This is a genomic window from Parasediminibacterium schistidii (genome assembly GCF_046546515.1).
Classification (GTDB): Bacteria; Bacteroidota; Bacteroidia; order Chitinophagales; family Chitinophagaceae; genus Parasediminibacterium.
Genome location: NZ_JBKHKJ010000011.1, coordinates 76,413 through 100,022 on the forward strand (window position 1 = coordinate 76,413; position 23,610 = coordinate 100,022).

18 protein-coding genes and 1 tRNA gene are annotated in these 23,610 nt (G+C 39.8%); 14 read left to right on the forward strand and 5 right to left on the reverse strand.

Annotated features, from left to right (window positions below; translation table 11 throughout):
* Nucleotides 1–51: 51 nt before the first annotated feature.
* The 3 genes from ACHFIY_RS08285 to ACHFIY_RS08295 all read right to left on the reverse strand — a co-directional run bounded on the left by ACHFIY_RS08285 (nucleotide 52) and on the right by ACHFIY_RS08295 (nucleotide 3,705).
* Complete coding sequence (locus ACHFIY_RS08285; RefSeq protein WP_410845610.1) at nucleotides 52–1,920, reverse strand: BamA/TamA family outer membrane protein; 1,869 nt, start codon at nucleotides 1,918–1,920, stop codon at nucleotides 52–54.
* Nucleotides 1,921–2,186: 266 nt separating this feature from the next.
* Nucleotides 2,187–2,813: a response regulator gene (locus tag ACHFIY_RS08290; protein ID WP_410845611.1), complete on the reverse strand. Its 627-nt coding sequence runs from the start codon at nucleotides 2,811–2,813 to the stop codon at nucleotides 2,187–2,189.
* 265 nt (nucleotides 2,814–3,078) lie between these two features.
* Complete coding sequence (locus tag ACHFIY_RS08295; protein WP_410845612.1) at nucleotides 3,079–3,705, reverse strand: response regulator; 627 nt, start codon at nucleotides 3,703–3,705, stop codon at nucleotides 3,079–3,081.
* A 472-nt stretch (nucleotides 3,706–4,177) separates the two neighbouring features.
* Between ACHFIY_RS08295 and ACHFIY_RS08300 the strand changes: the two genes are divergently transcribed.
* The 3 genes from ACHFIY_RS08300 to ACHFIY_RS08310 all read left to right on the forward strand — a co-directional run bounded on the left by ACHFIY_RS08300 (nucleotide 4,178) and on the right by ACHFIY_RS08310 (nucleotide 6,096).
* A complete protein-coding gene (locus ACHFIY_RS08300) occupies nucleotides 4,178–4,972 on the forward strand; it encodes a thymidylate synthase (protein ID WP_410845613.1) in 795 nt (264 codons plus the stop codon).
* A 105-nt stretch (nucleotides 4,973–5,077) separates the two neighbouring features.
* Nucleotides 5,078–5,572 carry a dihydrofolate reductase gene (locus ACHFIY_RS08305; RefSeq protein WP_410845614.1) on the forward strand — a complete coding sequence of 165 codons (495 nt, stop codon included), beginning with the start codon at nucleotides 5,078–5,080 and terminating at the stop codon, nucleotides 5,570–5,572.
* 23 nt (nucleotides 5,573–5,595) lie between these two features.
* Complete coding sequence (locus ACHFIY_RS08310; RefSeq protein WP_410845615.1) at nucleotides 5,596–6,096, forward strand: hypothetical protein; 501 nt, start codon at nucleotides 5,596–5,598, stop codon at nucleotides 6,094–6,096.
* A 157-nt stretch (nucleotides 6,097–6,253) separates the two neighbouring features.
* Here the strand turns inward: ACHFIY_RS08310 and ACHFIY_RS08315 are convergent, their stop codons facing one another.
* Nucleotides 6,254–7,738: a lipopolysaccharide biosynthesis protein gene (locus ACHFIY_RS08315; RefSeq protein WP_410845616.1), complete on the reverse strand. Its 1,485-nt coding sequence runs from the start codon at nucleotides 7,736–7,738 to the stop codon at nucleotides 6,254–6,256.
* Between the two features lie 73 nt (nucleotides 7,739–7,811).
* Nucleotides 7,812–9,047, reverse strand: coding sequence for an ABC transporter permease (locus tag ACHFIY_RS08320; RefSeq protein ID WP_410845617.1), 1,236 nt, complete (start codon nucleotides 9,045–9,047; stop codon nucleotides 7,812–7,814).
* A gap of 515 nt (nucleotides 9,048–9,562) precedes the next feature.
* Here ACHFIY_RS08320 and ACHFIY_RS08325 point away from each other — a divergent pair.
* The 11 genes from ACHFIY_RS08325 to ACHFIY_RS08375 all read left to right on the forward strand — a co-directional run bounded on the left by ACHFIY_RS08325 (nucleotide 9,563) and on the right by ACHFIY_RS08375 (nucleotide 23,319).
* The gene (locus tag ACHFIY_RS08325; protein ID WP_410845618.1) at nucleotides 9,563–10,402 is read left to right on the forward strand and encodes a polysaccharide biosynthesis/export family protein; all 840 of its coding nucleotides are present in this window, start codon (nucleotides 9,563–9,565) and stop codon (nucleotides 10,400–10,402) included.
* Between the two features lie 59 nt (nucleotides 10,403–10,461).
* A complete protein-coding gene (locus ACHFIY_RS08330) occupies nucleotides 10,462–12,885 on the forward strand; it encodes a polysaccharide biosynthesis tyrosine autokinase (protein ID WP_410845619.1) in 2,424 nt (807 codons plus the stop codon).
* A 212-nt stretch (nucleotides 12,886–13,097) separates the two neighbouring features.
* Nucleotides 13,098–14,267, forward strand: a complete 1,170-nt coding sequence (locus tag ACHFIY_RS08335) for a cytidylyltransferase domain-containing protein (protein WP_410845620.1) — start codon at nucleotides 13,098–13,100, stop codon at nucleotides 14,265–14,267.
* Nucleotides 14,268–14,350: 83 nt separating this feature from the next.
* A tRNA-Leu gene (locus ACHFIY_RS08340) sits at nucleotides 14,351–14,434 on the forward strand.
* A 192-nt stretch (nucleotides 14,435–14,626) separates the two neighbouring features.
* Entirely contained in the window at nucleotides 14,627–15,052 is a 426-nt protein-coding gene (locus ACHFIY_RS08345; RefSeq protein WP_410845621.1) for a hypothetical protein, read from the forward strand.
* 120 nt (nucleotides 15,053–15,172) lie between these two features.
* Nucleotides 15,173–16,081 carry a hypothetical protein gene (locus tag ACHFIY_RS08350; protein ID WP_410845622.1) on the forward strand — a complete coding sequence of 303 codons (909 nt, stop codon included), beginning with the start codon at nucleotides 15,173–15,175 and terminating at the stop codon, nucleotides 16,079–16,081.
* 234 nt (nucleotides 16,082–16,315) lie between these two features.
* Entirely contained in the window at nucleotides 16,316–19,843 is a 3,528-nt protein-coding gene (locus ACHFIY_RS08355) for a transglutaminase family protein (protein WP_410845623.1), read from the forward strand.
* Nucleotides 19,844–20,208: 365 nt separating this feature from the next.
* On the forward strand, nucleotides 20,209–20,754 hold the full coding sequence (locus ACHFIY_RS08360) for a hypothetical protein (protein ID WP_410845624.1): 546 nt from the start codon (nucleotides 20,209–20,211) through the stop codon (nucleotides 20,752–20,754).
* Nucleotides 20,755–21,200: 446 nt separating this feature from the next.
* A complete protein-coding gene (ypfJ, locus tag ACHFIY_RS08365) occupies nucleotides 21,201–22,034 on the forward strand; it encodes a KPN_02809 family neutral zinc metallopeptidase (protein ID WP_410845625.1) in 834 nt (277 codons plus the stop codon).
* Between the two features lie 673 nt (nucleotides 22,035–22,707).
* Nucleotides 22,708–23,157, forward strand: a complete 450-nt coding sequence (locus ACHFIY_RS08370) for a DUF6934 family protein (RefSeq protein WP_410845626.1) — start codon at nucleotides 22,708–22,710, stop codon at nucleotides 23,155–23,157.
* Between the two features lie 9 nt (nucleotides 23,158–23,166).
* Nucleotides 23,167–23,319: a hypothetical protein gene (locus tag ACHFIY_RS08375; protein ID WP_410845627.1), complete on the forward strand. Its 153-nt coding sequence runs from the start codon at nucleotides 23,167–23,169 to the stop codon at nucleotides 23,317–23,319.
* Nucleotides 23,320–23,610: the final 291 nt, after the last annotated feature.

The following is a 23,610-nucleotide window of genomic DNA, read 5'->3' on the forward strand; positions in this document are numbered from 1 at the left end:
TTCAATCATAGAACCCAAAGAATCAACGTATAATTCTTAATTCCTAATTAATTAGTTCACCTGTATAAAATCGGGCCTTTTTATGTATTGGCTATTGTATTTAAACCGTAGGTCAGACGAAATAGCAATATTAAAGTGCTGCATCCCACCAACAGTACGTGGGAAATAAAAAGCCCTTAACTCTATGGTGCCAAACACTAAGTTTTCGTTGCGGGTACGCACACCGCCCCCTACGCTGGCATAGCCATTTCCTTTATCAAGATGGTACTTGTCCGTTTTTATATAGCTTAGGTTGGCAAAAAAGAAAGGGGCAAAGTTAAAGCCAACTAATTTCCATGTATTGTAAAAGACCGACTCGCAATTGATGCTAAGCCTTCCAAAAGCAAGCGTAGAGGAGTCGCCATTAAATTGTGCTATGCCATAGCTGCTGTTTAAAACCAGCGGTGGGTCCAGAACTCTGTTGAACTGGTGTGCAATACTGCCACTTAAAAAATGGCGGGAAAACCATTTCCCCCTGCCCATTTTCCGCAGCCTTGTAAATGTTTCCAGGTCTAGTAAAACACTTGCATCTTGTAGTTGGTGGCCTTGGAAATAGGAACCCGCACGAAAAATATAGTCGAAGTAGCTTTTCCTTTTGGTAAAAAAATTCTTTTCTACATCAACCCCTATATATGGCCTGCTTATAGCATCCCTATCTGCCCAGCCGGCAATAAATTGGGCATTGTAGCCTTCTGGCACATCTTCGTTCCGACCAAAGCCATATAAAAAACTGGTATGATAATATTCCTGTTTAAAAAAGGTATATGCCCCTAGCACGCTGGTAATATTTGAATATTGAAAATTGTAATCCAACATGTATTTTTCTGGCCTTACCTTAAATGCTTTATTCATTATCCTAGCAGCTAGGAAACGTTTTTGCTTCCGTTGCTCTGTTTCTTTTTCAAAATCCCTACCGCTTATATTGTAGCCAGCCCAAACATCGTATATCCTATAGGAATATTGTAAGTCAGATTTAAACAAAGAGTCGCCCCAATATTTGTTCGTGTTATGGTGATCCGATATTTCCAATGCACCAGTCCATAAATAGTAGGGGCTTACAAGTGGAAGGTCTACAATCGTATAAATATTCGTTTCCTCCCTTTTGCCACTGCTGTACGAATTGCCATTGTTTTGGTAGCCAAGGGTTAAATTAAAGAAGCTGCCATTAATATTCCTATTTAGATATTCTCCTCCAAAACCATATTTTGGCTTCCTGTCTAGGTCATATACGCTTTCAAATTTTACCCGCTGCGCAGTACCCAGAAAGTTGTCGTCCTGCAGCTCACCATATATATTATTGCCATTTACTTGCCCTGTACCGCTTATTGAAAGCACATCTTTATAAAAAATAGAAATATCTACAAGGTTGGTGTCAATAGAATTGGTTTTGGCTATAATATTAGCGTCTTGAAGATAGGGGAGCGACCTTAAATATCGAAGGTTGTCTGCCATCACATTGGGGTACAGTGTATCTTTCTGGTGAAAAAACAAGTTGTCGGCTACTACCCTCTCTTTTGTATGCTTGTGTAAGTAGTTGGCAGCATCTGTTAAAAATGTTGTTTTCACAATGCTTATATCATTCACAGATATGCCAAAACTTACATTTTGTATAGAAATGGTATTGATTAGTTTTCCTTTAAACTTTACAAAGCCGTCAATGTTTTTCGCGGCCACTACTTGGTTTTCGCTCAAAGGGGTTGACACAGCAATGCTTTGCCCCAGTTTGCCCAAAAGCCCTCTTTTTTTTGCAAGAAAAAAAGTATCCTGCCTTGCTAGGATAATTACTTTTTTATCTTGGGCATAGCTTTTTATAAAAAGGAATGGACATAAAAAAGCACTTACACTAAAAATGAAAAAAAAGTGCTTATTACTATGCATCATGCAACCGAATCTTTAAAAAGAATCGTAGTAAATATACGCCAATAGACGCAATTTCTTTTTTGGACGATTGTATGATGCAGATTTAACATTCGTTAGGCATCTTCCGGCTAATTATTTTTTTGTGGTGCTAATGGTTTTGAAACGCACATGGCATTAAAAACCCTGAAAGGGTTGAACAATAGTAGCCAAGGGTGCAACCTGTGGAAAGCAATAACAGTTGGGGCTATGCACATGGCAATTTATGTGGCAAACAATAACCCCCAGTTTTATATAAGGCTGTGGGCATGGGCATATTTAATGATGTCTGCAAAACTTTGGAAATTCATTTTTTCCAAGATACGCGATTTATAGGTGCTTATAGTATTGATGCTTACATGCAGGGCTTCCGCAATTTGCGTAACTGTTTTGCCTTGCGACAGCATTTGGAATACTTCAAACTCCCTGTCAGACAATTTTTCGTGCGGCTTTTTCTCCACATCATCCAAGTAAGCATCTGCAAGGAGAGCCGCTATTTCGGGCGTGATATATTTCCTGCCTTGCAGCACAAACTGCATGGCCCTTATCAGCTCATCCGGCACGGTGTCTTTGCTCAGGTACCCATTTGCCCCAGCCCTTATTACCCTCACCGCATTCCTCTCTGGGAGCGACATGCTCAATATAATAATGGGTACTTTGTTGCCTGCATCCCTTATATGTTTAATTATTTCTATAACAGGGGGGCCTGGCATAAACAAATCTGTAATAACAATATCGTATTTATGCTGCTCCAATGCGTCTTTCAGCTCACCTGCGTTGCTTTTTTCTGTTATTTCAGCAGATGGGTACGATTGTTTCAATAATAATACCAAACCTTGGCGTATCATGGAATGGTCGTCTGCCAATAAAATTTTCATTACCTTATTTTTAATATTTATCCTGTTATGATACCGATGATGCAATGATTTGCATGACACTAATGATTACAAAACCTGACAAGAAAGACTCCCTCATTTACGAGGTGCTTTTCGCCACAAGAACACAATAACACGAAGAAGCACAAAAAATAAACGAAGTTTGGAGAGTGATACATAACATACTGATGGTTCTTATTCTTCTTCTCTCATTTCCTTCGTGCCGCTTTGAGCCTTTGTGGCGAAAAATACCTGTAAGGCAACTTTTTTAGTCTAAATGGTGTTGTATGCCATATTTTATCATGTCTGCATCGCCCTGGAGGTTCATTTTCTTTTGTATATGTACTTTGTGAGACCGTACGGTGTTGATGCTAATAAATAGCTTCTCTGCAATTTCTTGCATGCTTGTGCCCTCTATCAACAACTTGAATATCTGGTATTCCCTGTCTGATAAATTCTCATGTATATTGGCTTTCGATTTGTTTTCATAAGAAGATGCCAATATTTCAGCCACTTCAAGGTTCAGGTACTTTCTGCCACTTAATATTTGATTGATGGCTATAATCAATTCGCCAGCGATGCTGTCTTTTGTTAAATACCCCGAGCTGCCAGCAGTGATACAGCGGATAGCATATTCCTGCGCAGGATACATGCTCAATATTAATACAGGTATCTTAGGCGTATGGGCTTTTATTTGTTTCAATACATCCAGGCCTGATTGGCCTGGGAATGACAGGTCTGAAATAATAATGTCCCACTTCCCTTTAATGGTTTTTTTAAAAAGATCTACCGTATTGTCCACCTCTTCTATCTCAGCAGTAGGGTATGCTTCTAGCAATATGCAACGCAATGCCATCCTTACAAGTTGGTGGTCGTCGGCAAATAAAATTTTCATAAGTAGTTTTTTTCTGTAATAAATAGTATTGACATGATTGGATTTTAATTCTTAGTTCGCTTAAATTAGTTACAAATTGAAAAAACAAAAGCAGCAAGCAATCAAAATTTGGTTTTCAAAGGTTCACGTGTCATATTTTCATGATAAAGGTATGCACTATTAGTTATTTCTGCCACAAGGAACGTGGAATATTGATGTAGTATTAAAACTACAACATATTTTTGGCGAAAAATATCTTGTTACTACTCTCTACTTTTTTTGCAAAAAAGGCACGAAGGCTCTAAGCAACACTAAGAAAAAAAGAAGAGAATAAAGGCTCAATGCTTTGTATTTTTCTAGGCTTAAAACTCTGTGATTCTATGCGTCTTCGAGCCGCTGTGGCAGATTAATCAAACTTACGCCATCTTGGTAACGAAAAAGTTAATTGCATCCCATGTAATTTGTATCTTTTACATTACTTACTTTGCATCTTATGCAGCAGTACCAAGCACTTCTTCAGCACATATTAGATAATGGGGTTTCTAAAACAGACCGTACCGGCACCGGAACGCTAAGTTGCTTTGGCTACCAGATGCGGTTCAACCTGAAGGATGGCTTCCCGATGGTAACCACAAAAAAATTGCACTTAAAAAGTATTGTGCACGAGTTGCTCTGGTTTTTAAAAGGTAGTACCAACATTGCCTACTTAAAAGAAAATGGCGTAAGTATATGGGACGAATGGGCAGACACAAATGGCAACCTTGGTCCAGTATATGGCAAGCAATGGCGCAGCTGGCAGGGCGCAAACGGCCAAACAATAGACCAGATAACCGACGTGATTAACCAAATAAAAAAAACGCCAGACAGCAGACGCCTAATTGTAAGTGCTTGGAACGTGGCAGAACTGCCAGAGATGGCACTAATGCCGTGCCATGCACTTTTCCAGTTTTATGTTGCCGATGGCAAACTTAGCTGCCAGTTGTACCAGCGCAGTGCCGATGTTTTTTTAGGGGTGCCTTTCAATATTGCCTCTTATGCCCTGCTTACTATGATGGTAGCACAGGTCTGCGGGCTGCAATATGGCGATTTTGTACATAGTTTTGGGGATGTACATTTGTACAATAACCATCAAAAACAGGCTGAGTTATTGCTTACCCGTTTGCCTTACCCTCCGCCTACCATGCAGATAAATCCAGCAATAATGGATATTTTTGGGTTTAAGTATAGCGATTTTTCCCTGCTGAATTATCAGCACCACCCATCCATAAAAGCACCGGTAGCAGTTTAGGAATTTGGAATTATAAGTATGAATTATGAGTTAAGTAGGCAATTTAGCCTGCCAATTCATATATAACTCATAATTCATAACTCATAATTTATAACTTATAATTAAATGATTATAACTCACATAGTAGCCGCATCGGAAAATAATATTATTGGCAATAATTACAAATTGCTTTGGGTATTGCCAAATGATACTCGTTTTTTTAAAAATAAAACATGGGGGTTGCCTGTGGTCATGGGTCGCAAGACTTTTGTAAGCCTTGGCAACAAGCCTTTGAACGGCCGTTTAAATATTGTGCTTACACGGCAAACTGGCTTTGAGGCAGCAGGGGTAAAAGTGGTGCAAGAAATGCAGGTAGCAATTGACTTTTGCAAGCAGGAAGATTATAAAGAGCTAATGGTGATTGGGGGAGGCGAGATTTATAAACAAACCCTTGCTATTGCCAATAAGATATACCTAACTAGGGTGCATGCCATAGTGGAAGGCGACACGGCTTATCCAGCATTGAGCCCTTATGAATGGAAATTGGTTTTTGAAGAAAGCTTTGAAGCCGATACAAAACACCAGTATGCTTATAGCTTTCAAACATGGGTTAGAAAATAGGGCGAGATGTTTAAATAAAATATATGGATTTTATAGATGTTGGTTATGCTTACCTAGCCCCTATTTTACTACTAGCTTTGCTTTTTGGCAAGCCCCAATACCCAAACTACATTAAAAGTATATTGGCTACGCTGAATATTTGCCTGTTATTTTTTTTTATAAACCAATGCAGGGAATATTATGGGCTGTACCAATTTGCAAAAGCTTTTGGCATGGAGGTTTCCATAAAAAGCTTGTTGCGGTTGTTTTCAACCAATATCCCCTACGCAGTAAAAAACCTGTTGCTATGGTTGACGCCACTGTGTTTTATATCTAGAAAACTAGATTCCAGTACCCTGCTCAGTATCTTTGTAGTGCTTTTGCTTTGGTGGGATGTATTGTATGGAATGGCTACCAGGCAGGTTTATACTATTCCCGGTGCTATATACAACACTGCTTTATGCCTTGCATTGAGGTTTATATGTCTTGTAGTAGGCATGTATGCATTACTTTGGCTTTGGAAAAAGCTGCCACATCAAGCATGAGATAGCATTGACACAAAGGCACAAAAACTATAAGCAGCACTAAGAAAACAATAAAAAGAAGGAAAAAAAGAAGAAAGGGGTAAATGCTTTTTTTCTATTCCTTATCCCTTTGTACTTCTTTGTGCCTTCGAGTGTTTGTGGCAAAATAGCAATGTTGTTATTTTCCACGCCAAGTATCCAACAATTGATGGGCATCGGGCGTCAACCTAAATGTAAACACGCCAGCTATCATTATGCTGGAAAAAAGAATGGCTTTGGCAATAATAGCTATCCAAAGATTATGGAACAAGCTACCTGCCCAATATGCAATGGCAAAGCCCCCTGCGGTGAGCAGTAGGGTAGCAACTGTTTTCATATCGAAAGGCTGCATGTTGAACTTGCGACGGATAAACTCGAAGCGGATATAATTATACACGCAAAATGAAATCAACTGAGCATAAGCCGAACCTATAATACCAAAGCTTTTAATAAGGAAATAGTTGGTGGGGAGAATTAATAAAATCATTATTAGGCCACTATAAAAGTCGAACCGCCAGTGGGCAGAAGTTATTATAACCATTCCATTCACGCCTGTGCCAGCGTCAATAATCCTTACAAGCCCTAGTATTATCATGGCATCAATGCCTGCTAGATAGCTTGTTTTCAGGTTGAAGGCAATAATGGCATCAGATGCATTTAACACTACATTGCCATAAATGAATAAACTTGCCAGCAACATATTAATGCAGCTACGGGTATAAATGCGGTTTACTTCTTTTACATTTTTATCTTTCCATGCCTGCGTAAGTGCGCCAATGCTGATGGCTTGAAGGCTGCGTTGCGGCACTTGCACCAGGTTTGCCAAGTATTGAGCAAGCGTAAATATGCCGGCAGCACTTAGGTTTACAAGGCCACCTATAAATATGCCGTCAACAGTTTGCCCCAGCACTGAAATAACTGCCCCGCTAAACATAAGGGCTTGCATCCACACCATTTTTTTCCAGAACTTCTTGGTAACCCTGCTAATGCTAAAACAAGCAGAAAATTGTTTATTCCTCACTATATAAACCAATAGCATGAGGAAAATGGCTAGGTACAAAAAAGAAAATAAATAAATAAACCAATGGAAATCGATTACTTTGAGATAATACAAAGCAATTAAAACACTTGTAATTATCCTTAGTACAGTTTCCTTTAGGAAATTGGGTACTACTGTTTTTTGCAAAACCGTGGAAAACGCTTCTAATATGGAAAACATTAGCAAGCCAAATCCAAAAGGAAAAACCCAGAAATAATAGTCTAGGAAAAGTTGCCCACCTTTGCTAAATTTCCGTATCATGAAATTTTCAAACACAAAGCCTAAACCAAGGATAATAAAAAAACCAACTAGGCATGCGCAAAAAACCCATGTGATTAGGTCTATTTCCTTAGCGGGCAGATTGTCTTTGTAATATGGGTAAAATTTATAAATAACTGAGATAGAGCCTAGGCTGGCAAAGGCGCAAATATTTTGCCCAAAATCGAAGAAAAAGCGGGTAAGCCCAAATTGTGCCTCTGTAAAAGCACCATTCTTGGTATAAAAATAAATATTGATAGCTCCAATAAGAAAGCCAATGTATAAAAGGATGCCCGAAGTAATTGCCTGTTTCCTGATTGTTGCCATGAAATAAGAATTTAGAATTAGGAATTAGAAATTATTGGTTGCCACCGACGACTTATGACTGAACACTAGTCACTTACCTAAACTGGATTGCTTTTACGGGCTGCATTTTTTTTACTACTAATGTTGGTACAATAAGCGAAAGGAAACAGACAAAAGCAGTTGCCACACACACAGCCGCTACCTGCCAGCCAATAACAAGCATGGGTGCATAAGAAACATAATACGAAGTTTCGTCTAGGTGGATAAAATGGGTAGTTTCTTCTAGCCAGCAAATCCCAAGCCCTGTTACCAGCCCAACACATATACCAGACATGGTGATAAGTGTGGCGTAGTACAAGAAAATTTGTTGTATATGCCAGTTTGGTGTGCCAATTGCTTTTAAGATGCCAACCATTCTTGTCCTTTCTAAAACCAGCACCAGCAAGCAGGTGATTAAATTGATAATAGCCACGATGGCCATGATTACAAAAACCACGTTCCTGTTTACATCCTGTATATTTAACCAGTCAAATATGTTGGGGTAAATTTCTTTTGTGCTCCTGCTTACCCATTCTGGAGGCAAGTTGTCAGACAAGCGGTTGCTGATTGTATCCATCATTTTATAATCGGTTAAAAAAATTTCATAGCCGCCAATTTGTGTGGGCAGCCAGTTATTTAACCGTTGCAGCAATTTTATATCAGCTATTACAAAAAGCTTGTCATATTCTTCAATACCTGTTTTATAAATGCCAGCAACAACCAGTTTTCTGTAAGTGCTGCTTTCGCCTTGTTTTGAAGCAATAAAATGCATCCTTATGGTGTCGTTTACTGCTACATCCAATGAATTTGCAATAGGTTCTGATATTAAAATTTCTTTACTGTAGCTGGTGTCGTTAAAATGTATCCAATGTCCTTTTTTCATGAAGGGAGCCAAGCGGCTGCCTTGGTAGCTAGCCGCTACCCCTTTTACCAAAACGCCTTCAATTGATTTGTTTTTTTCAAGCACAGCGCTTTTCGTGGCATATTCATCTACATGTGCTACCCCATTTTGTTGTTGGATAATGTGCAAAATAGAGTCGTTTTTAAGGATAGGGGTTTCTTCTGCAACCAGCGATTTGCTGCCTTCAAAATGCTGTGCATGAATATGCCCCCAGAAACTAAACACTTTTCCACTTACAGTTTGTTGAAAACCATTTACAAAAGCCAATGTAACAATCATGGCCATCACGCTTAGGCCAGTAGCAGCTATAGACAAGTGGATAATGAACTTGGAGAAAGACTGCTGCCTGTTGAAAGCGATTTTTTTGGCAACTATAAAGCTGATGTTCAAAAGAAGGTTTATTTTTTGAATCGTAAAAATAGAGTTGTTTCTTTAATAGTTTGCATTAGCTTTTGAATAGGCGTAAAATTACTTCCCTTTCTGCCACCACAATTTTGAATAAGATAGTTAAACCTATGTAATGGTTGAAGTTTAGGTAAATGACATAGCCAGGTTTTGCATAAGGCAAGGAATCGATTAGGAAGGGAATTCCCTTTTTTATAAAAATAAAATTAATTAAAATTGAAAATTTTTCATGTAACGAGGATGGATAAATATACTAAACATGTATAAAAAAAGATAGTGATAATGAGTATTTTGGGTTGGTATTTGCTGCATAAATTGGCGAAACCTTAAAAAAAAATTTACTGAAAGGGTAAAACAATTATATTTGCTTCAAGCTCTTAGGAAATCAAACTGAATCCGATTTAAACACCAATTGGAAATTTTATGTACTGTTTTTTAAATAAAAATCATTTTAAAAAATTTTGTGCTAACATTAAAATTGCATTTTTTAACACCATTTCATGAAGCATTTTATTAGTGTTCGAGGTTTTGACTTTTTACTTATTCTTCTAGTCATTGTTTTCTTTCCTTCTTGTAGAACGTATAAAAATATCCCTTATTTCAAGGATGTGCCTGATTCTACTAGTATTAATGTAAAAACAGCTGAGTTTTACGAACCTTTAATACAATATGACGATATTATTTTAATATCTATAAACACCCTTGATGCCGCAAGTGCTTCTGGGCTTGGTTTAGGAGGTGGTGTTTCTGGAAGTGGCAATAGCGGTGCAGGTGCGGCTTCAATGATGTCGAGTGGAAGTACAACTGCGATTACTTTACCCGGGTCATCATCTTACAGGGTAGACAAAACTGGAACGATAGATATGCCGCTTATTGGAAAACTAACAGTATCTGGTTTAACAACTAGTAAGGTAAAAGATTTAGTTCAGGCTAAGGTTTCTGAATATTACAAGTCTCCTGCTGTTGATGTAAGGTTTGCTAATTTTCATGTTACAGTATTAGGGGAGGTAGCAAAGCCCTCAACTTATGTATTTGCTAATGAAAAAGTATCTGTGTTGGATGCCTTAGGGCAAGCAGGTGATTTGACTATTTTTGGTAAAAGAGAAAATGTATTATTGATAAGGGATTCTGCTGGAGTAAAACAATTGACAAGGATTAACCTGAATTCTAAATTCTTTTTATCATCATCTTCATCCTTTTTCTTAAAACAAAACGATGTTATTTATGTTGAACCTGTAACTGCTAAAATTGCGAACCTAGACGCAGCCCAAACAAAAAATTATACAATTCTTACTGCAATAATATCCCTGCTTATTGTTATTTCAACTAGGATAAGATAACTTAATAAGAAATTATTAGTTTCTTTTAACACAAATTAATTTTTTTAAAGAATAAATTCATGACAAAAAATAATTTAACTTTAAATCAGGAAGATAGTATAGATTTTAAAAAAATACTTTCTACTTTTTTATACAACTGGCCTTTATTCCTACTAAGCACAGTATTAGGATTACTTTTAGCTTTAATAGTGTTAAGGTATTCAACTCCAATGTATAGCATACATGCAAAATTGCTAGTAGCGGACGATGACAAACAAAGTTCTCTTTTTGGAGGGAATGACGTGGCAAAAGACTTTTCTTCTTTGCTTGGTACCAAAAGTAGTGTTGATAATGAAGCTGAGGTGTTAAAGACAAGGGATCTTACCGAATTAGTGGTAAGAAAAATGAACTTATATATAAAATATGGGCATCAGGGAAGGGTTTTAGATGCAGAAATGTATAAAACTTTGCCTTTTTTCGTAGATGTTATAAATATACCTGACACCATTGGGAATGGAGGAATGGTTTCCTTGAATATAGTGTTTGGAAGCGCAGATAAAATAACATTAATAGACAAAAAATCAAATTTCTTACTTCAATCTAAATTCGGTGATACTATTTCTTACAAAAAGATTAAATTTATTGTATTAAAATCTGGGCTTGCTTTTGAGCCACTAGATTATCAATTTTATATATCAACAATAGATAAATCTGTTGCAGAGCTAAATGATAAGCTTGAAGTAACTGTAACTAACAAGCAAGTAACAACCATAGACTTAGGATTGAGATGCAACATCCCCCAAAAAGGGGAAGACATACTTGCAACCCTGATAAATGAATATGTACAATTGAACCTAAATGAAAAAAACAGGATTGCTGATAGCACTATAGAATTTATTAACGATAGGATTATTGTTGTGAGCAAGGAACTTGAAAGTATTGAAAAAGATATAGAAGGGTTTAAACAAAATAACAAACTTGCGGACATCTCTTTACAATCAAAGGTAATTATAGATAATGCTGGTGATTTAAACAAAGACAAAAATTTAGCTGAGGTAAAAGTAAATGTAGTACAAAACATGATTGAGTATTTGCAAGATCCTAAAAATGCAAATAGGCCAGTGCCGTCTATGGTATCGGATGACCCTAGCTTCTTAGCTTTAGCTGAAGGATATAATCAGTTGCAGATGCAAAAAGATAAGTTACAGCTTACAAATACCGAAAAAAACCCAGCCTATATTAATCTTCTCGGCCTTATAGCAAATAGTAGGCTAGACATGTTAAAAAATCTTTATAATCAAAAGAAAACTTTTACAACTGCCCTTGATAAAATTAAAACACAGGATAAGTATTTTAGTAGTCTAATTAATAAAGTGCCTTCAATAGAAAGAACTTTTCTTGGGTTGTCTAGAACTCAATCTTTGAAACAAGAACTATATCTTTTTCTCTTGAAAAAGAAGGAAGAGATGGCGGTAACAAAAGCCTCTAATATTGCTAGTGCAAGGATGATTGATAGGCCAAAATCAGAAATTGCCCCATACAGCCCAAAGAAATCGATTATAGTTGTAATCGGATTATTTTTTGGGTTCTTTTTCCCTGTTGCATTCTTTTCCTTGAAAAACTTATTGAACAATAAAATATTAACCAGGGATGATATTACAACCAATACAAGTGCTTCTATCATATCCGAAATACCGCATAGCAAAAGCAATAAAAGCATAGTTATTGACGATAAGTCAAGGACAATCATATCAGAGCAATTCAGGTCGTTCCGTACAAACTTGCAGTTTATTTTAAGAGAAGATAAAACGCCTGTTATATTGTTCACTTCTTGTATCAGTGGGGAAGGCAAGTCGTTTATTGCATTGAACTTAGCAAACTCTTATGCCATAACAGGTAAGAAAGTTTTATTGATGGAATTGGATTTAAGAAAACCAAAACTGTCTAAGAACCTTGGCCTTGAAAACGTAATAGGGTTTTCTAATTATATAGCTTCTGCTGATATAAAAATGGAAGATATTATCATACCTACTGAAATAAATAAGAACTTGTTTCTAATCCAGTCTGGTATTATACCTCCAAACCCTTCAGAACTATTGATTAGTGAAAAGGCCAATAACCTGTTCAACACATTAAAAACGATGTTTGACATCATTATCTTTGATACCCCACCTATTGGATTGGTTACGGATGCCCAAATTTTATCAGCCCATGCCGATATAAGTTTATATGTAGTAAGGCAAGGATATACATTTAAAAATCAACTAGAAGTAGTAAACGATATTGTTGACAACAAGAAGTTCAATAATTTTTACTTGGTAGTAAACGATGTTAAAAATGGTGCTTCTTACAAGTATGGCTATGGTTATGGATACGGCTATGGTGGTAGTTATGGCTATGGTTATGGCGGCACATATGGTGGTGGCAAAGGCTATGGATATACAGAAGAGGAAGCTTCGTCTAAGAAGTCAGGGTGGTTATCAAAACTATTTGGTAGCAAATAAGGATAAAAATAGCTGATATTTTCGGTTAATATATCATACCTTAATGTAAGCATAAATATAAAACCTATTTTAATTTTTAATTAAAATAGGCAATTTGAAAAAGAGTAAAAAACAGTTGATATAATTTATATCAACTGTTTTTTACTCTTTTAGTTTTGTTTTACGGGACTTTTGCTTTTGCAAAGGGATAAACCAAAGAAAAATCGAGTGAAATGGTACAAGTTATTGCTTTTATGCCTGTTTGGGTTGGTAGCAAGTTAATTCCTTTTAAAAATATAAAACTTTTTTGTGGCAAACCACTTGTTTATTGGAACCTGGTTGCATTGCAAAACTGTAATTTAGTTGATAAAGTAATTGTGGCTACCGATGCTGATATTATTGAAGAAACGGTTTTGAAATTTGGCTTAAACAAAGTATCTGTGTACAGGCTTAGTGCTGAAAAAGCAAGAAGCACGGATAGTGCCGAGAGCATAATGCTTGAATATTTGGATACAAGCCAATCAACAGCAGCACCTATGGATTTGTTTATGTTGGTAGAAGCTGCGGCACCCTTAACGGAAACAACACACTACACCGAAGCTATACGGCTAATGAAATACCAGAATTATGAGTCTTTACTTTCATGTGTTGCAATCAAGCGTTTCTTTTGGACAAAGGATGGGAAGCCTAAAAATTATGACCACAATGCAAGACCTAAACGGCATGACTTAGATGGCGAATTGATGGAAAATGGGGCGTTTTATATTAATTCAGTAGAAAATATACGCAAATACCAAAACAGGATTTCAGGCAACATTGGTATTTACTGCATGCCCGAACACAGTTTTGTTGAGCTAGAGGAAGAAGATGATTGGCCGCAAGCAGAACGGATGATGAAAAAATATGTTTTGCCTAAATTGAAAAACAAGGTGAAATTATTTTTGACTGACGTTGATGGGGTATTAACAGATGCAGGGATGTATTATTCGGAAAATGGGGTGGAATTGAAGAAATTTAATACACACGATGGGATGGCGTTTGATTTGCTGAGAAAAGCAGGTATTAAAACGGGCTTTGTTACTTCTGAAGATACACATATTGTGGCATGGCGGGCTAAAAAGCTAAAAGTTGACTACCTCTACCAAGGTGCAAAGTATGGAGGCAAGCTTGAAGCAGCACTAGCTATATGTGCGGAAGAGAAAATTGATATTACAGAAGTAGCATACATAGGCGATGATATAAACTGTATCCAATTGCTTAGTTCAGCAGGGCTAGCGGCTTGCCCCTCGGATGCAGTTGCCGAGGTGAAATCAATTAGCGGTATCCATATCCTTAATACGAAGGGTGGCGATGGGGTAGTTAGGGAATTTGTAAATAAGATTTTAGCTAATGAATTGCCTTGATAATTTTATACTTTTTTGGCTTGCGCATTATAAGAAGAATAATACAATGGCGAATATGATTTTACCCTTAATTTTACATCCCTGCCCGGATGGCGAAATTGGTAGACGCACTGTGTTCAGGTCGCAGCGTTCGCAAGGATGTGTCGGTTCGAATCCGACTTCGGGCACTTTAAAAAACACGGAAAATATCCGTGTTTTTTTATGCCATTCGTAGTAAGATGAAATTCGGCAACATTGCCGAAATCAGAAACTTTAAAAACCCTTAAATTTTTACCCTATTTTTTGTTAAAGCCCTTGTTTGCTATTTAAACCTTCGCTTACTTTATTGCTCTTTTTAGAAACAATTAAATAAAATGATTATGAAAAGAATGCTTGCCCTGCTTTTGGCAACCGGGATGTTTGCCTTAGCTTCAAATGCACAAGATGCCCCGCCACCGCCACCAACAGGAAAACCACCGATGATGATGACCAAGGAGGAGAAGGCTAAAATGAAACAAAGAAGGGATGAAGAATTGGCTACAACTTTTAAAGAAGCAGGTTTAACAGATGATCAAAGTAAACAAGCAAAAGATGCCCAAGACGATTACAACACAAAAATGCATGACCTAAAAAAAGATGCTACAATGTCTGACGATGACAAGAAAACGAAGATGAAAGACCTAAAAGATGCACAGGTCGCAAAGCTGAAAGAAATAATGGGCGACAAGTACAAAGCATGGGTTGAAAGTAGGAAGAAAATGATGCAAAGCCACATGCCACCACCACCACCGGCTCCAGCACCATAAAATCTATTGAATTAAATAAATAATAAAAGCGGATGCACGAAATTTAAAACTTTTGTGCAGCCGCTTTTTTATTGCTATTTGTCGGCACAATAATTGAACTATTGCCTATTTTGCACACTTATGGAAAAGAAACGCTTTGTTTTTATTTTTTTCATGGCAATCCTATCCTTCCAAGCTGTTTTTGCACAACAGGCGCAGGTCCTCACCGGAAGTTGGTTTAGCAATGGCACTGTGAAGGTAGATGGCGTTACCAACAACTACCTTGGGGAGTTGAAACTAGTGCAGAATGGCAGGGCAGTTATAGGCCAGTTCAATTATTATTTCAGGGATAGCCTTTTTACCAATAAGATCGAAGGTTTTTTCGACTTAGATTCTAGGTATTTGGTCATCAAGTCATTCCCCATCATGCTGCACCAATCTACCAGCACCAAAAATGGTGTTGATTGTTCCATGAGGGGGGAGTTCCTGCTGCGTGTTTCAAGGGTCGGTTCTTTTTTGGCAGGTAGTTTCAAGGCAGATGATGCGTATAAATATACTTGTCCAGACATATTGTTCAGTTTTGAAAAATCAACCGATACCATCAGTCCTATAGCACAAGCAAAAGCTGCCACGGTAGCTTCCAAGATACCAGTTGATACAATTGCCAAAGATCCCATTGCCATTGCAACGCAAAAAATGTTTGAAAACCGCCCAAAGGAATATTTCAAGGAGTTGTTTATCTCATCAGGTAAAATAAACATCGAATTGTACGACAATGGAGCAATTGACTATGACTCCGTCAGCATTTTCCTAAACAATAAATTAATTCTAAAAAAAACAATGCTTAGCTATGTTCCTATCAAGCTAACATTGCCGCTGGATAGCTTGCTGCCTTTTAACGAAATAAGTATGTTTGCAAATAATGAAGGCCAGATACCACCTAACACGGCAACGCTGGTGTTGATAGATGGCGACGATCGCTACGAATTGGAAATGAATAGTTCTTTAAACAGGACGGCCACGCTAAAGCTCTCTAGGAAAAGGCGGTAAGGTAGTCGTATATTAGTTTTTCGTTTTGCCCCTCTTTTTTGGAGAGGGGTTGGAGTGAGGTCTAAAGGTCTGCGTAATCCATCTTTATTTCCCTAGTGCCACTTTGAGCTTTCTTGCCTTCATGGCTAGAAAAACAAAAGCAACAAAAAAATCTTTCTATTTAACAAAAAAGCATTTACTTTAAAACCTGCGATTGCCTGCCAGTAAATCATTGAATCATTAAATTAAAAAAATATGGCTATACGTGTAGCAATAAACCACAAAACTACTTACAGTTACGATAGGCCGGTATCGTTGTCGCCACATATTTTCAGGCTTCGCCCTGCGGTTCATTCCCGCACGCCCATAGAAGCTTATACGCTTAAAATTTCGCCCAAGAACCATTTTATCAATTGGCAGCAGGATCCGTTTGGCAACTACCAGGCAAGGGTAGTTTTCCCAGAGCAAACCACAGAGTTGGAAGTAGAAGTAGAGGTAATTGCCGACATGGTAGTAATAAACCCCTTCGATTTCTTTGTAGAGGAATATGCCGAAAAATACCCTTTTACTTATGCTCCGCACCTGCAAAAAGAGCTGATACCTTATTTTGAAATAACTGAAGAAGGGGAGTTGCTTACCGAATGGCTTGAAAACCTGGAAGTAGCACCGGAAATGACCATTAACGACTTTTTGGTGTTTATTAACCAAAAAGTATTTCAAGACATCAAGTATTCCATCCGCATGGAAGCGGGTGTGCAAACGCCCGAAGAAACCCTTGGAAAAGCCTTGGGTTCTTGTCGGGACAGTGCTTGGCTGCTGGTGCAGATATTGCGGCATCTTGGCTTGGCCTCCCGTTTTGTGTCGGGTTATCTGGTGCAATTGACCTCTGATATAAAATCGTTGGATGGCCCTTCTGGCCCAGAGGCAGATTTTACAGATTTACATGCGTGGACAGAAGTATATATACCCGGTGCAGGCTGGATAGGCTTAGATTCCACCTCTGGCCTGTTTGCTGGTGAAGGGCATATACCTTTGGCTTGCACGCCGCACTATGCCAGTGCCGCCCCAGTGGTAGGCGCAATGGACAAATGTGAAACAGAATTTGCATTTTCCAATTCCGTTACCCGTATCCATGAGGATCCACGGGTTACCAAACCCTATACCGACCAGCAATGGGCAGCTATTGATGCCACTGGCTACAAAATAGACGAAGACCTGTTAAAAGGCGATGTACGCATGACGATGGGAGGGGAGCCAACCTTTGTATCGGTTGATGACATGGAACATGCCCAGTGGAATACAGAAGCCGATGGCTTGCACAAGCGTATCTTGGCACATGACTTGATTTTCCGCTTGCGGGAAAAATTTGGCCCCGAAGGAATGCTGCATTATGGGCAAGGCAAATGGTACCCCGGCGAGCCATTGCCGCGCTGGCAATACGGCCTGTTTTGGCGTAAAGATGGTGTACCTGTCTGGAAAAACAAAGCCTTGATGGCGTTGGAGACCAACCCAATAAAATATACCCATGTAGAAGCAGAAGCCGTGGCCAAAGAATTAGCCAGGCGGCTTGCCATAAGTACAGACAATGTAATGGCTGCTTATGAAGACGTATTTTATTTTTTATGGTCAGAAGAAAAGATACCTGTAAACATAGACCCGCTAAAAGCCAACCTGCACGACAGCATAGAACGCCGCACGCTTGCACAATTATTGAACAGGGGGCTAGACAAGCCTGCTGGTTTTGTGCTGCCGCTGGAATGGAACCATTGGAACAACAAATGGCGTAGCTGCGAGTGGATATTGAATATGCCCAATTTATTCCTTATCCCTGGCAATTCGCCTATTGGCTTACGGTTGCCGCTAAAGTCTTTGCCAGCAGTGGCTAAAGACCGTGCGCCACAAGTGGTGGAAAGGAGCTTGTTTGAAGAACTGCCCGAACTGGAAGACTACCACGAAAGTATAGAAAGCCGCTATGGCGAAGTGTCAGAACACTTGGCACCGCCTGATAGGCTGAAAGAAAACCAAGAAAAGGGGGGCGGCAAAGAAACAGCAATAGCTAAAAAAGTAGGTAAGGAAGACACTTCTGGCAAACGCCCGGAAATAAAAAAGGAAGAAGAAAAAGAAACACAACCTGAGTTTTTTGTAGATGTTATAAAAACCAGCCTTTGCGTAGAAGCAAGGGAAGGCATTATTTATATATTCATACCGCCAGTGGCGTATGCAGAGCATTATTTAGATTTAATCGCATCAATAGAAGCCACTGCTGAAAAACTTAAAATCCCCGTGCGAATTGAGGGCTACGAGCCACCAAGGGACAACCGCATGGAACGCATGGTGGTTTCACCAGACCCGGGTGTGATTGAGGTAAACATACACCCTGCCAAAAACTGGCAGGAACTGAAGGATAATATTGATACCCTGTACGACCAAGCATTTTATGCCCGCCTCGGCACAGAAAAATTCATGCTCGATGGCCGCCACACAGGCACAGGCGGTGGCAACCACATAACCATTGGCGGTGCTATACCTAGCGACAGCCCCATACTCCGCCGCCCCGATGTGCTGCGTAGTTTAATCACTTACTGGCAGCACCACCCAGGCTTGTCGTACCTGTTCTCTGGTTCGTTTATTGGGCCAACCAGCCAAGCACCCCGTTTTGACGAAGGCCGAAGCGAAAAGCTGTACGAGATGGAGATAGCTTTTAGCCAGGTGCCAGAAGGAGGCTTTGTGCCATTCTGGTTGGTGGACAGGTTGTTCAGGCATTTGCTTACAGACATCACGGGCAACACGCACCGTGCAGAATTTTGTATAGATAAACTGTTCTCGCCCGATTCATCCACTGGCAGGCTGGGCATACTAGAGCTAAGGGCTTTTGACATGCCGCCGCACAAGCAAATGAGCCTGGTGCAGATGGTGTTGATACGTGGGTTGATAGCCATGTTCTGGAACAAGCCTTACAAACACGACCTAGTAAGGTGGGGCACAGAACTGCACGACAAATTCATGTTGCCGCACTATGTGCGGGAAGATTTGATGGACGTGGTAAGGGACCTGAACGGGGCAGACTACGCATTCAATATCAGTTGGTTCGAGCCGTTTTTCGAGTTCCGTTTCCCGCATTATGGGTCTATCGACGTGCAAGGTATCCATTTAGAAATACGCATGGGCATAGAGCCTTGGCATGTGCTTGGCGAAGAAATGAGCAGCAGCGGCACCGCCCGTTTTGTAGATTCCTCACTGGAAAGGGTACAGGTAAAACTCACGGGCATGAACGAAGCCCGCTATATATTGCTTTGCAATGGGGCAAGGGTGCCTTTGCGGGCAACAACCATCCTGGGCGAATATGTGTGCGGCGTGCGCTACCGGGCATGGCAGCCGCCTAGTGCCTTGCACCCCACTATTGGCGTGGACACGCCATTGACTTTTGATATTGTGGACGTATGGAACGGCCGAAGCATAGGCGGCTGTACCTATTATGTGTCGCACCCAGGCGGCAGGAGCTACGAAACCTTCCCTGTAAACAGCTACGAGGCAGAATCGAGAAGGGTAAACCGTTTCTGGAACCAAGGCTTTACGCCAGATGCGCTGAACGAGCAATTGCCAGAAGTGTTCCTACAACCAAGAAGGGATGCCGCACAAGAAAGCCCAGCGGCAGGCGTGCAGCATTTTATCCGCCAGAACCGTGTGCCGTTCATGTTCGACCCACCACCGTTGGAAATAAACAAAGAATACCCTGCCACGTTGGATTTAAGGCAGACATGGGGGAAGAGACACCAGAAATAATTAGGAATTAATAATTAAGAATTGATATTTGGTGATGAGGCTGCCTTTTTTGGGCAGCCTTTTTTTTGTGTTGCTTTTTTAGCCACAAAGGCACAAAAACACAAAGAAGCACGAAGAAAAGAAGGTAAAAAGGTATCGATAAGGATTTTTTATTTTATCAACCTTTTTGCGTAATCCTTTGTGTCCTTTAAAGTGAAACGGTTTTTAATTCCCCTCTTGGAGGGGTGGCCGGTAGGCCGGGGTGGTTATTCCTCTTGTGCTTCTTTGCGAAAAATCTTTGTGTTCTTTGTGGTTAAATATTTTTTTGAAGCATTTTTTTTGAAGCACTTTAAAGTGCTTCAAAAAAAATGCTTCAAATTTGTTGAATGAAAATTTACCAAGAAAAAACAAACCTTGCCGAGCTACGTGATTTTTATGGCATATTGCAAAAAGACATGGCTATTTACTTGGGCGTAAGCCGTGGGCAAATGAGCAACATGGAATACGACCGCCGTTCTTGGCCAACCGACACGGTAATCAAGCAAATATTAATGGAGCCGATAAACCTGCCGCCGATGCCCGCTGCTTTGCAGGAACAGATAGATGCCTTGTACCAGCAAGACAAAGATAATTGGGCGAAAGAACAAAAGCTAGCCGCCGACAAAGCCAAGCAAATGCTGCAAACCTTGCAAACAGACATGGCCACCCTGCAACAGAAAGCACAGCAAGCAACTAATACCCTGCGCCTTGCCGCCGCTATATTGGAAAAACTAACCACCGAAGCCAGTACAACAACAGAAAAAGACCGCACCCTATGGGCTGCCCTGCAACAAAAAGCGTGGATACAACTGCGTGAAAATGGCCCCGCAGCACAAGGGAAATTGCAGGAGAAAATAGATGGGTTGTTGGTGTTTGTGGGCAAGTGGGGATAGGGGATTTTGAAAAAAAATTAGTTTCAGAAGTAATGAATTCCACTCTGGCATGGCTCTGGCCTGTACTTGCCCATTACTTATTTTCGCAATGCAAATAGCTTAGCTTCTTATAGCACTTATAGCATTAAAATAAAAACCTTTCAGCCCAAAACTTTAGAATCGTATTTATCAAGTAACGGCAAGGCACAGACCTGGAGGCCATGCGCCAGTGCAATTACACACCTGCGCTAGTGGGGTAATTAACGCTAGGTTCAGGCTGGTAGCATGCCCAGCGAGTATAAAGCGTGAAATATTTTCTACCTTTTTGGCTAGGTATAAGTAAGCATTTCTCTGTGCAGTTTATAATTGTGCTTTTTAATGTATTTTTTTAAAAAAACATCCATAGCTTTTTCAAAAATCTAATATGGCTTGTTTATTGGATGTAATACAATCCTAAATCAATATTTATGGACTGGAGAGGACTAAGGGAAAGTGATAATATAGAAGACCGCAGGGGAAGTGGTGGCTTATTGGTTGGGGGAGGCGTGATAGGTACGATAATAGCCGCAGTTATTTATTTGCTCGGGGGAAACCAGTCAGCAGTTTTGCCCCCTTCGCAACAGGCGCCAGCTTCTCAAAACACGAGAAGCATGAGCACCGAAGATGACAGTACAAAACATTTTGTAGGCGTTGTACTAGCTGAAACAGAAGATGTATGGGGTAAATTATTTACAGAAATGGGCAAACATTATTCAAAGCCCAAATTGGTGCTTTTTACCAGAAGCACACAAAGCGGTTGTGGTGGGGCTTCGTCTGCGACAGGGCCTTTTTATTGCCCCAGCGACCAAAAAGTGTATTTGGATATCTCTTTTTTCAATGAAATGCAAAACCGCTTTAATGTGGCTGGCAATTTTGCCTCGGCTTATGTTGTAGCCCACGAAGTTGGGCATCATGTACAGGACTTATTGGGAATTAGCAGCCGGGTAAGCAGGTTGCAGCAGCAAGGCAATCAATCAGAAGCTAATAAATTATCCGTAAAACTGGAATTACAAGCAGATTTCATGGCAGGCATCTGGGCTCATTATGCAAAAGACCTGCATAATAATATTAGTTTGGAGGATATTCAATCTGCTCTTAATGCTGCAAATGCAATAGGCGATGACCGTTTACAAAAAGAAGCACAAGGATATGTGGTGCCAGATGCATTTACACATGGTACTTCCAAACAAAGGATGTATTGGTTTAAGAAAGGATTTGATACAGGGGATATTAGTAAAGGTGATACTTTTTTGGAAAATTAATTCCTGTAAAGTCTTTTATTCTTTGCAATGGGTATTTGCAAAATACCGGTTTTGCAAGATCCCTGCTAGCGCACGAGACTTAATAATTAAGGGATGATGTCTCGCGCCTAATGCGTTTTCCTCGCTAGCGTACGAAACAAAAAAGAATTGCTGCTACCGCACGCCTTTGGAATATTCCCCGCTAGCACACGAGCTTAAATAAAAAGTTGGCTGCTGGTGCACGCCTGTGGCGTGTTCCCTTCGCTTCAATCCCTGCAAGTATTACATATCCCTTTTAGCCCAAACATAACATTCAGAAAGTTTCATTTTGTCGGAGGCTGGCTCCCCTCTCCCCCCGGAGAGGGGTTGGGGGTGAGGTCTAACTGACCACTGACCACTGACCACTGACCACTGACCACTGACTGCTAGCGCATGAAACAAAAAAAAATGCTGCTGGTTCACGCCACTTGCATATTGCCTCTGCTACTATCTCACCATGCGGCAAACAAGTACTGCAAGGCACAAGCGGCACGTTTACACAGCCTCACAAAATTGTGGTCTACGCTATGGGCAAACAATTTTATACCTACTTTTTGCCCAACAGCCCAAAGCAAGGTTTGCAACCCCCTATCTACTGCGTGTGTAACTTTGCTAAAAGGGTAGGAGTATAACAAGAATTACTATTTTTGAATGCATGAAACTTGATAAATATCCTGTAATTGTAGGCGAGGCTTCAATGGTTTTTGAGTTCATTAGCGAAGGCATCAATGGCAGGGTTTCAAAATTGGTTATTTATAGCGAGACACATTTGCATAATTTCTATAACTTAGGTTTCGGCGACAAGCATGAAACAACGGGTGAAATTGACGATGAAGTAGTTACTAATAATGGCGATAGCGAAAAAGTATTGGCTACAGTTGCCGCTACACTATACACGTTTACGGACAAGTTTCCTAATGCAATGGTCTTTGCAGCTGGCAGCACAAAAGCCCGTACAAGGCTTTATAGGATAGGGATAAGCAATAATATAGCAACGATTAGTGAAGATTTTGAAGTGTTTGGGCTTGTTGGCGAAAACACTTGGCTACATTTTCAAAAACAAATGGACTTTGAAGCATTTTTGGTAAAAAGAAAAAAGAAGTAACTTTACACCATGAAACAAGCAAAAAAAACAGATAAGCACCCAACCATCATAAAGGTTGATAAAACCTTAGACAAGTACCTTGAAAAAAACTTGTTCAAGGAAAAAATAGATAAAGCCAACCATGTATTAAAAACAGTGGGCATCCCTAAATTTGAACATTAGCCAACTTGTGTCCCGTCCGTTTTAGACCAAATAATTAGTGGCTTATGCCTTAGGCTAAAGGCGTATTCCCTCCGCTAAAATCTCCCCCACTAGCGCACGAAACAAAAAAGAATTGCTGCTTGTGCACGCCTTTGGTATGTTCCCCGCTAGCACACGAGCTTAAATAAAAAGCGGGCTGCTAGCGCACGGCTTTTACGTGTGCCTTCGCTTAGCTTGTTTACAGTGTACTCCCCGTTGCTGGTGCACGCCTGTGGCGTGTTCCCTTCGCTTCAATCCCTGCAAGTATTACAT